This is a genomic window from Faecalispora anaeroviscerum, from assembly GCF_947568225.1.
In the GTDB taxonomy this organism is placed as follows: domain Bacteria; phylum Bacillota; class Clostridia; order Oscillospirales; family Acutalibacteraceae; genus Faecalispora; species Faecalispora anaeroviscerum.
Window position 1 is genome coordinate 2,605,146 of the sequence record NZ_CANOOQ010000001.1, and the last position, 13,271, is coordinate 2,618,416.

The 13,271-nt window shown below is 40.5% G+C and carries 13 protein-coding genes; 1 reads left to right on the top strand and 12 read right to left on the bottom strand.

From position 1 onward, the window contains the following. Positions 1-243: 243 nt before the first annotated feature. The 10 genes from QOS46_RS12835 to QOS46_RS12880 all read right to left on the bottom strand — a co-directional run bounded on the left by QOS46_RS12835 (position 244) and on the right by QOS46_RS12880 (position 10,955). Positions 244-849, bottom strand: coding sequence for a recombinase family protein (locus tag QOS46_RS12835; RefSeq protein WP_283610307.1), 606 nt, complete (start codon positions 847-849; stop codon positions 244-246). A gap of 530 nt (positions 850-1,379) precedes the next feature. After that, positions 1,380-2,252, bottom strand: a complete 873-nt coding sequence (locus QOS46_RS12840) for a hypothetical protein (RefSeq protein WP_283610308.1) — start codon at positions 2,250-2,252, stop codon at positions 1,380-1,382. Between the two features lie 74 nt (positions 2,253-2,326). Then, on the bottom strand, positions 2,327-3,043 hold the full coding sequence (locus QOS46_RS12845; protein ID WP_283610311.1) for a hypothetical protein: 717 nt from the start codon (positions 3,041-3,043) through the stop codon (positions 2,327-2,329). A gap of 140 nt (positions 3,044-3,183) precedes the next feature. Further along, on the bottom strand, positions 3,184-4,041 hold the full coding sequence (locus tag QOS46_RS12850) for a hypothetical protein (RefSeq protein WP_283610313.1): 858 nt from the start codon (positions 4,039-4,041) through the stop codon (positions 3,184-3,186). 909 nt (positions 4,042-4,950) lie between these two features. Continuing rightward, entirely contained in the window at positions 4,951-5,802 is an 852-nt protein-coding gene (locus tag QOS46_RS12855) for a hypothetical protein (protein ID WP_283610315.1), read from the bottom strand. Between the two features lie 19 nt (positions 5,803-5,821). After that, a complete protein-coding gene (locus QOS46_RS12860) occupies positions 5,822-7,414 on the bottom strand; it encodes an RNA polymerase sigma factor (protein WP_283610317.1) in 1,593 nt (530 codons plus the stop codon). Between the two features lie 31 nt (positions 7,415-7,445). Further along, the gene (locus QOS46_RS12865) at positions 7,446-8,753 is read right to left on the bottom strand and encodes a transglutaminase domain-containing protein (RefSeq protein WP_283610319.1); all 1,308 of its coding nucleotides are present in this window, start codon (positions 8,751-8,753) and stop codon (positions 7,446-7,448) included. A gap of 26 nt (positions 8,754-8,779) precedes the next feature. Then, positions 8,780-10,447 (bottom strand): Ig-like domain-containing protein, encoded by a 1,668-nt coding sequence (locus QOS46_RS12870; protein ID WP_283610321.1) that lies wholly within the window; start codon positions 10,445-10,447, stop codon positions 8,780-8,782. Then, a complete protein-coding gene (locus tag QOS46_RS12875; RefSeq protein WP_283610323.1) occupies positions 10,425-10,604 on the bottom strand; it encodes a hypothetical protein in 180 nt (59 codons plus the stop codon). The genes QOS46_RS12870 and QOS46_RS12875 overlap by 23 nt, the downstream gene beginning before the upstream one ends. An 18-nt stretch (positions 10,605-10,622) precedes the next feature. Then, positions 10,623-10,955, bottom strand: a complete 333-nt coding sequence (locus QOS46_RS12880) for a hypothetical protein (protein ID WP_283610325.1) — start codon at positions 10,953-10,955, stop codon at positions 10,623-10,625. A 254-nt stretch (positions 10,956-11,209) separates the two neighbouring features. Here QOS46_RS12880 and QOS46_RS12885 point away from each other — a divergent pair, with 254 nt between their 5' ends. Beyond that, positions 11,210-11,530: a helix-turn-helix domain-containing protein gene (locus QOS46_RS12885; protein WP_283610326.1), complete on the top strand. Its 321-nt coding sequence runs from the start codon at positions 11,210-11,212 to the stop codon at positions 11,528-11,530. A 339-nt stretch (positions 11,531-11,869) separates the two neighbouring features. Here QOS46_RS12885 and QOS46_RS12890 read toward each other — a convergent pair whose 3' ends face one another. Further along, positions 11,870-12,334, bottom strand: a complete 465-nt coding sequence (locus tag QOS46_RS12890) for a gamma-glutamylcyclotransferase family protein (protein ID WP_283610328.1) — start codon at positions 12,332-12,334, stop codon at positions 11,870-11,872. A 44-nt stretch (positions 12,335-12,378) separates the two neighbouring features. Next, positions 12,379-13,266 (bottom strand): amidoligase family protein, encoded by an 888-nt coding sequence (locus QOS46_RS12895; protein WP_283610330.1) that lies wholly within the window; start codon positions 13,264-13,266, stop codon positions 12,379-12,381. Between the last annotated feature and the right edge of the window lie 5 nt (positions 13,267-13,271).

The following is a 13,271-nucleotide window of genomic DNA, read 5'->3' on the forward strand; positions in this document are numbered from 1 at the left end:
ATACTCTTTCCAGCAGTAAGTGAGGACACATGCGGATCGTTTGTGCCTCATAAGGGATATAAAAAGTAAAAGTTTTAAAATATCCAAGGGTTATTATAAGTATACTTATAATATTACCTATCATATTTGAAAGTTTGCATTTCAAATAGTAAAACACTGTGCCGTTTTCTAAAAGTAACAAGGGAGTACTGTCTGTAATTTACAGGCAGTACTCCCTTGTTACTGTAAAATAATTAACTATGGTTAAGATAAGTGCTCCAACTCATGTACAAAGCGGTAATAAGTGTTTCGTTTCAAGCTCAACTCCTGCATCAACTGCTTTGCCGAAACCTCATGTCTTTTGACTCGTTCCAACTGCTGCGGAAAATCTTCCGGCATCATAATTTCAGGTCGACCGAATTTCTTTCCTTTTGCTTTTGCTGCGGCGATTCCTTCTTCCTGACGCTTTCGGATGGTGACACGCTCCTGTTCTGCGATGCTGGAAAGAACCTCAATCAGGATGTGATTCACCATATCCAAAATCCAATCCTGTCCCTCCTCCAAATCGATCAGAGTAGTCGGCAAATCCAACACCTTGACTCGGATGCTTTTCTGGCGATAATACTCCAACTCCGCTTTGATATCGACTTTGTTACGGGATAACCGGTCAAGGGAAGTTACGATTAGTGTATCCCCCTCGCGAAGCAGCGCATTTCGCAATACTGCATACTGGGGACGATTGAAGTTTCTGCCGGAAGCCTTTTCTTCTATGATATTGCGCTCTTCTACCCCATACTGGAGCAGAGCTGCGATTTGCCGGTCTAAGTGCTGTTCTTTACTACTAACCCGAGCGTAGCCATACACCCGCATAAAAATTCCTCCAATCTGTCCGAAAACCATCAACGCCTCAGCTGCCCATTTTCCGGATTTACCCATAATCTTTTAAAACAGAAAACCTCTAGGAAACAGGGAGCGACCGGATAGTCCTTCAAAGTACACCCTAACAAACAAGGAACCCATACAACGCAGTGGGCTGCCCCCATACAGCAGCCCGAACCGTGTTGCGCCCGTGTTCGCCCCGTGTGACGATAACAGGCAGGGGACAGCCCCTAATACCCCAAGCAAACGTGCATGGCACGTTGACCGCCGTAGCAAAGCGGTGAGGACGATACCCCTACACCCCAAAGCGTCGAGAGCAGGCGGGCGGTAAACCTTGCAGAATACAGCCCAACCTGCAGTCCGACGGTGTGACCGCCGTGAGCCGCCGTGTGGCTCGAACAGAGTCGGTAGCCCCCGTATACCCCTAGAAACCGCTTGTACGAGCGTTGCCCCGCCGCACACCTATGGAGAGCAGCGGAAGTAGAGGGAGTAGCGGGAGCCGTGGAAGTGAAATAACTCAATCAAATATTTGTAGTGGTAGAATTGATCTGTAAAATATTGATGGTCATTATTTTTACCCTATGAGTCTTCTCTGTAACAACAACCAGAGTCAGTTCCATATCGTTATAAGAATTTCTGCAACGATTATAAACTGCCTGTGCCTGATTGCCACAATACTTCTGTAAAAAGTCCTTTCTTAGAGAAGTATGCATCAACACAACCTCGTTGCTGGAAACTTGGTACTGTAGGATTACTACTTTTTTTGTCAATTGCTGCAGAAAGTATCCTGTATATGCCTTTAACAGAACTTCCGGGAACAGAATATTACTATTAACCGGCAATTGCATTTTGTGAAGTTTATAGGACTCTTTTCCGGTCGGACGAAGTTCAATGCTGCGAAACACACCTTTTTCAAGGTCATTTCTTTCGTCAACATTGAAATAGTCAAGCAGCTTTTGTTGAGAGAAATTCTCCACTGTTTTGGTAGGAAAAGAATGTAGTACCCCAAGACTAGTAGTACGGATAGAAGCTTTGGAAAGCTCACTTTTTTTAACAACCATACTTGTTGATGTGCTTAGTAGATACAGTGCATCTAAAGCTTGTGTGTGCCGTTTATAGTAATCTGGGGGCAAATGTAGGCCTTTTCCCTCTAACACGCGCTGCTCATAGTAAGCTATCTCTGTAGCTAAAGAAGGAAAGTTTTTTGTAATGCATGGAATCTCTTCCAATGGTAGTTGCATTTCAGTTATGGGTTTTCCCACTATGGGTAGTTTTTGTCTTTCTTGCACCAGTTGCAACAGTTTCCTATAAAAGGGATTTTGTAAAATATGAAGATTACAAAATTGAGTTCCACCGTAGATGTAATTTAGTCTTGCAACTAATTCTTTATTCATAACTTCCCTCCTAATAGAGAAGATTGCCCGAGTCCATTTCAAAGTAAGAAATCGGACTCGAGCAATACTGTCAATCAATTTTCCGTTGGCCTCGGTATAGAGAATTGAATCTCCTTTTCAATTTGTGTTTCTGTTATTTCCAATAGAGATTTGCAGATCTGTTCGTAAGCCTTTATTGAACCGCAAAACTCTCGAATAACACGGTCTTGCATCTGAGCATCACTTTCCTTACGATACAGAATCTCTTTCTGGCTATTGACGTAACGTAAAAGCAATTCAGAACATCCAACTTTTTCAACGGCTGCAATGAAAGCATCATATCCTAGAACTAACGTCCTAGTTACTCTAGCATGAAATGCATTGTGAACAGATTCTGCTAAAAACAGCGCATTGCTGATTCGATGGTCATAGCAGTTACCGTTGCAATGGTGTGCAACTATATCCTCACCATTTTTGGGATACCCCAGACTTTCCAAGATATTTGCCAACAAGCTACGTCTAGACCTCCAATAAAGCCGTGAGCACTTTACATTCTTATGCTCACGATCCTTCTTGTGAGGAACGATGTAGTCAATTGTTGGCCATACCGCATTGCAACTTGCTTGGTCTGTGATACCACAAAGCTGTATGGTATCAGTGGAATCCTTTCGAAGCAAGAGGACAATATCTGTTTGGGAATCAAAGACTGCAAAAGTCTTTGTTGAAGCCATTCCAGACATTCCTCCGGGAATCTTACTCAGAACCTTGAACATCGTTTCTTGCGATGCTTTTCCTTGCTTTAGTACGTCCATATTAATACGCCTCCTTATTTAACGCTTGCCGAAAAGGTTTCGCGTTTCTATGGAGGTATAAAAATGGATGCTTTATCTCATCAACCTACTGTTCAGAATTTCTATTCATTTTATTTTTTTCTTACCAACTGTAAGAATATTTAAAAGTCAAACCATTGAATATCACGTAAACAGAAAATACAGAACGACTCTAGTGATAGATGCCCTTCCTTTGAAATTCGATGTACTGGGAGAATGATTTCAGGACTTCCGCCATCCCATGCAACCTTTCTATAAATTTCAGGCTGAACGTCAAATTTCTTCTTTAAATATTTACTTTCTAGGCTTACGGTACATCTCGATATTTCCCCTTCGCTCTCATAATGCAGACATGCAGAATGGTATTGTAAATTTTGTACGAGTACCTGAGAATACTTCTTAACCAAGCAGTGAGGGCTTACTGTGCTTTGAGTGGAAACGACAGAACATTCTATCTCTCTTTTAGAAACATGCAAAAGAATACTAGAAACTTGTCCTTGTGTGATTTGTCCTTCCAAGTCATTTAGAAGAAAACCTGATAAGGATAATTCAATTTCTTCGCTTAGATCTGTCAGAAATTCTTGTATCAATTTAATGTTCCTTGTGTGAAACTCAACTCCTGACTCCGTGTTCACGCAGCAAATAGAAGTATCTAGCAAGTATGAGATGTTCAGAGCCTCCGAACAAGTATTGTATAGATAGGGATATGCCAAATTGCTCAAACTCCCATCCATATTCAGAAAGTTTCTTTGCGCTCGGGCCATTTCCAGTCCCAATGATTTTTGTGCATTTAATACCCCTTGCATTGCAGAGATAGAAAACTGTAAACCGGGATGAGTTTTTCCTGCCACCGGCAAGCGCAGATCTCTCGCTATAGTATCTAGCAGCTGCCGATAACAATGGTTATTTGCATACCCCAAATTCAGATTCACCTCTGTGTCAAAGCGTCCCTGTGCCCAATATTCCTCATGTTTGAGCATGCTTAAATTTCTCCTTTCGGCTGTAAGTTGTAGTCCTATAAAGAGGTATATTTGACTGTGCCAAATCGTGGTGCTTATCTTCAAAATAAAAGTAAATATCTTATCATCAAAGTCTTTTCTTTTTTGTTTTAGAAAGAGCTATACATATTTTCAAACAATAGATTCTCCCAAAAAAAATTTAAGACTTTTCCGATTATTAGCTTTGTAAAATAGTAAAAAATGCAGCTGGTAGGCTAAAAAAATAAAAAATATATACCCTCAAAAAATTCCGTAAAAAAATTAAGATATTTTCGGGGCTATAAAATTCTGTTTTATAACCCGCTTTAAAGTATTTGAAACACACATTTTATCAAAATCAGTGAAAGAATCTGTAAACTGCTCTTTATTAAAAAGACTGTAATTAGATTGTATATAACAATGCTTTTAAAGGAAAAGACATTCTTCAAAATTATGAATCAATTGAAGTTAATCTATCTGGGTGCGCATATTACTGCATTGCTGGCAGCTTAGCTCATAAAAAACTCCCGGACTGATTACTCAATCCGGGAGATGATAAAATTGTCTATGAAAAGACCTTCATACTATAATTTAGCTATTTTATAATCCTTATATAACAGCTTGTATATTTCCTTTTAACGGAACAATATAGTACGATTTGATACCCCAAATGATATACATTTCAAGCTACCATTTTGATACCATATGAGCTACCATATTGGTTCCCACCTCTTATCTAAAGATTTGATGAGAATTATTTTAAACACTTTTATGTGTATTTTAATATCTATATAATTCATGTAAAAAGCTCCAGATTGCCATACTGTTTGCAATCTGGAGCTTTTATTCTATTTTCCAAAATGATTTCTTAATCTGCAAAATTTTAATGTGTAGTAAAACGTTCTTATATTATTATCCCACTACGATACACGTTAGTGTTTGGGAATCAGTTGGGTACCAGAAGTTAAATACCTGTCCTATCATATCCTTGGTAAAAGTAACAGAAGAATCCAATTGATCCATATTATCAGTACCCTCACTAATAGACGCTATGTTAGGATAAATTGCATAATTCAAGCCAATTTCTTTTCCCTGACTGTAGCCGGTGACACGGGTGCCAACCGGAACAGAATAAACCGTTACTGTTTCTTCATTGTTCGGATAATCTTTCTGGCTGATGACATCAGAGATCACAATGCTGAAAGTCGGATCCTCAGTTCCTTTCAGAGTGAGACTTTTTGTCTGCCCGGCAGAAGGTTTGTTTTCATTGGGAACAGTTTTGTCTGAAGCTTTAGAAACCACTGCATAGTTGGAGTGACTTGCTTTGCCATTTTGCTTTACTCCCTTTTTCACCTGTACAGCAAAGGAGAGATGAGCGTTTCCAACCTGTGCAACAATATAAGAAGTTCCTTCTTTCACCGCCTGAATGCGGTATTTATCTGTGCCTTTAATACGCGAAAGCTTGACCACACTGCCGTTTCGGGAATCTGTTACCTTCACATCATTTTGAGTGAGATTTCCCTTTAAGGTCACCTTAAAATCGTAAAGATTTCCGGGGGCCATTGTGTAGCTCAAGGTATCTAGCTTAAACGCATTGTCGGCAGCCACCCACGCAAATTCAGAAGAGCGCGTGGGATCCCCGGCTTCCCCTGCGCTGGCAGAAAAATGCGGCACAGTGTTGACCTCTGCGAAAGCTGAAAGAGATAAGGAACCTGCAAGCGCTAGTGTCAACAGAAATGTGATTGCTTTTCTTGTTTTTCTCATTTGAATAACTCCTTTATGTTTATTTGATTTGGTCTGTAATATCATCATACTCCGCTAAAGTAGCTTGAAGTTTTTTGTAATCATCGCCTTCCTTATCTTCGGCTGAAATATTGTTGCCATTGGGGCCTATCTTCAAATAATAATAATGATCATCCTCTGGATTATCCGTCCCCTCGATCCACAAAATACTAATCTGATTTGTCTTTCTATGTTTCAGCACTCTTTCTTTATGGTATAAAGCGAAATCAGCAGTTGAATTTTTTTCTTTTGAAAAATCATCCATTAAGCAATGTAATACATGGCTATAGGTAAATTGGTTACCTGGCTCTTCACCATCGCTAGGTATATCATTAGATTCAATGGTATCCTCATAAATTGAAGTTTCAGTAATTGATTTTTGGGCTTTTGAAGAAACAACTTTAACCACACTATACACATCCATAGTAACCAGCTTGCCTGAATAAGTGCTACCGTATTGATATTTTAAGACAAGCTGTTTATGAGGAGTGTCCTTAAAATCAATTATTTTCCCAGCGAGTAATTGTTTTGTCACAGGAACTTGTATGGAAGGATAATCCATAGGAGCAGGGAAAGGCATATTATCTTCGTCAGGATACCCTTTTACTTCAAACTCAGTTTTTGAAGGCAAGGAATCAAGATAATTTTTTAATATCACTGTTTCATCTACCGTTTCAGTCTGAACTGCAACAGAACTGACGGTTTTTTCCGTTTTAATTGACGTATCATGATTCAACAGATTTGCTCCTGCTGCGGTGACTATGGCTGCTGCAGCAAGGACAGAAACTGCTTTGACCGGCAGACTGGAGGATTTCACTACGTTTAAAACTGTTTGAAGCTTTTGAGGTAAGGTTTTGGCAGATAAAGAAGAAATGGTGCTAACAGAACTCTGTGAGGGAAGAAAAGAAGTGATGCTCCCCAACATAGAGGCAGAAGTCCCTGCCGGCATTGTATATCCAGCCGCTGCATTTTGAATGAGCGGGAAGAGCATCGGCATTGCGCCATACAGCTTGGTGCCCTTTTGCTCTAGCTCCAGCACACCGGCCCGAATCTGCTTGCGTGCATAGTTTAGGCGACTTTTTACCGTGTTTTCGGAGCATTCCATGATCTCGGCAATCTCACTGACCGGCTTTTCTTCGTAATAATACAGCATCACCGTCATCCGCTGCAGGTCTGGCAGTGCGTCAATGATCTGCATAATCAACCGCCGGGTTTCTTGTGTGTCAAGCGACTGGTCTGGAATCAGGGTTTCATTACGGTCTTCAATTTCAAACTCTTCTCCGGCGCCATCTTCATCGCCTTGCTTTTGAGAAAACAAAAGCGGCTTTTTCTTTTTCAGATAATCCCGGCATTTATTCGCCGCAATTTGATTGAGCCATGAGCCGAACCGCTCGGTATTTTGTAAGGTTTCTAGCTTATCAAATGCCTGTAAAAAGCTATCCTGCACCAAATCCAGCGCATCGTCTTCATTCTTTACAATTTTTAGGCACAAAAAGTACAACCCGTTGTGGTACTCCTCATAAAGCTGTGTAATTGCTTGTACATCTTGATTTTTGGCTTGTTCCACAATACTAGATAATTGTTCTGCCTCCATTTTATATCCCCTCACAGCAATTCGTATTTATTTAAATAACGTAGATGGATTTGTACACATTGGCCATATAGTCCTCAAAGGTTGTTTTTTCAGGATAAAAATAGCAATACCCTGTGCCAAACACATCTTTTTCGCGGATGTAACCTTTCAGCATCCAAATACTACAAATGTTTTTTAGCAAGGTAGTTGTTGTTCCGGTTACAACATCCACTTTCACTAAATCAGAAACCTGATTTCCCTTAATGGAAATTCCAGTGTTTTTTAGCAAGAAGAGAGAACCATTTTTTCCACTGGGATAACATTGATTGGCATACATTTTACTTTCAGTGAAAACTGACAGATCGCGGCTGTTTAAGTCTGCATCAGTTGCAACCAGTGTGCTGGTGTTAGAGCTTTCATCATAACGAATAGAGTACATGACTCCTTGATAATTAAACCCTTCCATATCATGATCGTCACAATTTTTCTTTGATATCAGATTTCCGTTCCAATCAAAGGAATACGCAGTTTGTATAACATCGTGGCCATCATAAACATCAAAAATAAAAGTAAATTTAGTATCGTTATATCCATAGTTTTGAAGGTTGTAATTCTTTTGATAAGAGTCACAATCCATGATAGTAAACTCTTTTTTAATTTTTCCCGTAGAATCTGTAAGGGAAATTTCATAGTTAGACAGGCTATCAAAATAATTGGGCAGAGTACTTTTTACAGGACGGATTAGCCAAGATACTGTTCCGGATTTTCCTTGAAAGGAGAGCCCCGAAGTAATAATAGCGTTATATTTTTCGTTTTTAGGTGCACTGAATTTGGAACCGTCGTCACAGACAGGAATAGATTGATAGCCATCCATTAAAGTCCTTCCCCCTTGATATGAACGAAAACGTTGTTCATCGGACAACAAGAATGTTCCATAAAAAATGGATTGCATATCCATGTGATAGTAGTGGTTTCCAACTTTTACAATATTCCAGCCGTGATCCATTTTTCTGCTGGTGATATAATCACAATAAAGCCCCGCCTTTTTGCAGAGAAGCTGATAGGCAAGAGCCATACCACTGCAAACCGCTTTATGATTGACTAAGCTGCCATATGCCGTGTAGCTGTCTGCAGCAAATGTTTTGTCATAAGTACATTGCTCTAAAAGAGCCAACGCATAATATTTTTCTTCCACTGACATATCTGCGCTAATATGCTTTTTTACCAATTGTTCTGCCACTTGCTCAGCTTGCTGACTTTTTGAAAGACTGGCAGCATAAACTGAAGTACTTGGCATAAAAGTACCAATCATTATTGTGAAAATAAGCACAAATGATAAAAAACGATGTGACTTTTTCATAGGTATTCTCCTTATCAAAATGTTGTTTAATTGATATCACTGATCACTGCCCAAATGCATTTTGCAGAAGGTTGAGTGACATCATCCTGATCAAAAAACAATTGGTATGTATAGGGGAACTTCTGGTCTGAGGGTTGCATATACACCTTCCTCGAATCTCCTTCTTCTGAGTTTCCTATGGAAAGATTGCTTTCAGTTTGACTGATTTGAGTTAAATTCATTCCGATTTTTGCATCTTTATAAAAATTCGTGCCTTCCTTGCGTATGAGAATATTAGAAATATAGGCATCTTCTGAAGAGTCTGGCCCCTCTACGATGAATGGATAATTATCGAATTCCAGCAGATTGTCATTATCCATAGCAATATAGTAGGGAGTATTTTGGGGTACAGTGATAGAATGGTAATCGCCTAAAAGGGCTTTGGCCCTGTAAAATGACATTCCAAGTAAAGTTGTTGGTTCTGAAATCAGACGTTTTTGCGCAGGCTGTATCATATCATCGAAGGAAGATTTTGGCGCAGTGCTGTTTTTAAAGATTTTGATTTGGTCGATATTAAAATTTTTATTTTCAACATGGTTTTGCCACATACCGATCCCCTCTTGCGTTCGCTGTTGTGGCAGATCGAAGTGAACCGGCTTGAAACGCTTTTGCGCTTCATTGAAGGCTTGTAAATCCACTTCCTTTTCATTCAAAGCATAAATAAGTTTTTGATTAGAAGAGCGAATTTCTTTTTTTGACAGTGTGATTGCAATACCCCCTTCTGAAGACATGACTGGTGTCATTTTGGCCCCATCTAATGTATTAAACTGAGTTATTAAACTCCGATCAATATCTGGTCGGTAAACGTCATTGGTCGTCAGGAAATACTGCTGTGTTTGGGTGTCCTGAGTAATGGAGCACCATATTCCTCCCATATAGTCTCCATTTTCCGCCCCGATGAGAGTTGGGCTTTTCTGTACTTTTCCATCCTCTATGTAATATATTTCATAAAACGGCTCATAACCGTAGTCCTCACTGCGAATGGGAATCATATGAAAAAGGTGTTCCACAATCATTTCATAATGATTGTCTCCATTTAAGTCGACAATTGCTGCATCGTTAAGCTGTTTGATGGTAACCTCTGCAGGCATTCCATCTGGATATATTGAGGATTTGTTCAGACTTTTTACTGACGGCGCTTGTAGTCTATCTTTCAGATATGCTTTTAATAAAGCAATTTCTTCTTCGCCCGGGTCTTGTACGGTGATTTGTGCAGAAGCACTGACTGCCGCATCAACAGAAGCGGTGATGGTGCAGGTTCCCTTGCTAACCGCAGTTACCAGCCCATCCGGGCTAACAGTGGCTATTTTTTCATCTGAGCTTGTCCATACAACAGCAATCTTTTTGTCCGATGATTCAGGCTTTGGAGAAGCGGACATCTGAGCTGTTTGACCGATCTCTAAAGTCAGCGTATCCTGAGACAATGATAAAGTGGTGACAGCAGGTTCTAGCACAGTGCTAGAGGATGAGGAAACGATTGTATCCGGGCCTTTTTTATTCAATAAAATGCTGCCTGTTGCTGTAGCTGCCACGATAACGACAGCTCCCGATACTGCTAAAATCTTTGTTTTGGTTGTCCCATGAGTAATTCTTCCAAAAACTCGTTTCATGGTTTCTTTGATTGTTGCAAGTTTATTTGCAAATGTCATTTTCATCAATATTCTCCTTTTTTACAATATCCCCATTATTGTATCTCGACACTATTTCGTGAGGTTTTACCCGAAAAAGCAGAGTGTTCAAAATTTGCTGTGCTTTTTCTTGGCTGATTTTATATTCTCTGCTCAAGATTTCTAAAAATATTCCAAGTGTCATAGAAATCCCCCCTTGTTTTTAATGTCCAAGAGTTGCTATGTGAGAGCCAAGAGAAGATAAAAAAATCATTGCAGCAATCCCAAAGCAAATCGCAGTTGGTACCCCAAACTCACACAGCAGGCAGAAAGCTAAAGCACCATAGATAAATGAAAAAGCAAACATCAAAAGGGTTCCAATGATAGGAACAAACCATAAAAAGTTCATGACCAAAAACATAATTACCCCAACCCATAAACTGTGCGTCATAACTCCTAAAATGATTGCGACCGCCAGTCCTTCTAAAGCAACCTTTCCACTGAATTCTTTGCTGATTTCATATGCCTGTATTCCATCACGAACTTGAGCCCACATATTTGTTTCCTCCATTTTTCTTATTTCTGGACATAAGACGGATCAAAAGTGCAGTAGGTTTTATATTTTGAAAAATATTTCCAATAATTTTTTATTCGTACGAAATATTCTTAAAATTTGGATGCTACTCATATTATAATTTATACAAATAGGATTGTAAATACATATAATTAATTCTAAATGGATTGTTTTGTGAACACCTGCTTTCCCTCCCATATAATGGTTTCATATCATTTCAGAGGGTGGGTGAACGAATGAAGAAGCAATTTCATGAGCTTTTAAGGGATTTGCGAATTGACTCGGACATGACGCAAGAGAACGTTGCCAAGATATTAGACATATCAGCCAGCCATTATGGTCATTTTGAAACCGGCATCCGGGAACCCAATCTACATACGGTAAAGGGGTTGTGTGAATTGTTCCATGTATCCTCCGATTACTTGCTAGGACTAGCCCCGGATGAGTCTGCGGAACACCTACTGCGCCAGTATTCTGCTCTACCTCAAAGGGAGAAAGACAAGGCAGCCGAATACACTGAACTGCTCTACCGGAAATATGGCTCTAAAAAGAAATAGAATTTATATGGATTGAAGCGGACTGTGTTGGATGCAGTCCGCTTTCTGCATCTGTGTCAGGTGCGATATGGGATACCCCATATGGTAGAACTCCTTGCGGTTGTACACGATACAAAATGAAGTTTGGTAATTTGGTAATACCCATATACCCCAGCTCCTGCAAAGTGTGTCACTTCAAAAATAGAACCTGTCCCATTCCAGATACCCCTATATTCTATATCCTGACCGTTGAGCAAACTGAGAATGAAAGTTGTATACCATTCCTCAATTTAAACTCTGGTAATTTGGTAATCGCTCGATTTGCTCAGAATTCTTCTATGCCTATATTCTAAATCGTTTTTACACTCCATATTGAAAGTCGCACTGGAGAGAACTTTTCTTTTCGAGCAGACTGGACTGTAACGCTTCTTTTAGGGGACTGATATTCAGGTCAAAATCCCGATACCCCTGCTCCACTATGTTAAAATAGTGGACAGATGGCGGTGCGATAAAGCCACCATTCATTAGATAAATCATGCCACTGTGCGTAGAACCGTCAGAAAAATGGATAGAACGTTGTTCCTTCCGATAGAAACTGGGGTAGCCCTCATATACATCCAAATTTGCCTCATCTTTTGAAGAAATTCGCCAGACTGCAATTGGTACACTGCAGCCGGGGCAGGGAACTATCGTAAGTACCCTGCGAAATTGTAATTGGTAATTTGGTAATTCGGCTACCCCGACCATTTCCGCATCAGGGCAGCGGTTTTGCATCTGCTGTTTGTTCATGTTGGAACCGTATGCGATATAAAGCTTCTTTTTCATAGTGATAACTCCTTTGATATATTTCACATGGGGAGAATCCCGGCTTATGCCGGAATCGGTTCCCCATATCTCCAAGCGGAATTGCCGGTCAGGTGCTTGAGTAGGTGATGTCGGCAGGTTTTGAACTCTTCCCCAATCAGCCCCAAGCGGAGCAGCCAGCATCGAAAGCTATATTTTTCATTGTCTGTCTGTACCGCCTTGCTGCTTGCAAACTTCTGATTAATGGCCTGTGTGGAGATAGCAAGCGAAAATTGTATGTAGCTTTTGACCTCTCCTGCGTGCAAGGTAGAATTGAAGCAGCGGAACTCGATATTATGGTTCAGAAAGTAGCTGTGCAGGTTTACCACATGATAGCGGCTGTCGTTGTAGTGAACGCTGCGTCTGCCATCGTCTACATACCACACATCCGCCAGCCGTTCCATTTTCTTTGTGGCTTTCGCTTTGTCCACCATCGGAGAGGGTAACTTTTTACAGTAGGTAGTGCGCCTAGAATCTACATCTAAAGCTCTATAAATCATATCCTGCCGGGCATGGACAATACTGAGTAGATTTTTCAGACTAGTCACGGTGTGGGCAGCTCCATCGACATGGACATGGATTCCGCAGCTGGAATTGGTAATCGCTCCGGCAGCTCGTAGCTTTCGTACAATCGCCTGAATGGTTTCGATATCTTCATAGATACAAATGGGGGATACAAATTCCACCCGATACTCGTCACCGGCAGCAGCTCCGCTTTTCCGTTGGGTGCGTATGGAGCTGTCTCGCAGGATTTCCCATTCCCGACCTGATTCATAGATGACGTATTTGTCATACGAGCCGCCAGTATGCTGCGCCGATACACCAAAATGCTTTGCCACAACTGCAGCAGCCTGTGACCGGGTGATACCAGTAAACTCAATTTCAATTCCGAAACGCTGATTCCGCAAGTCCATTTTCG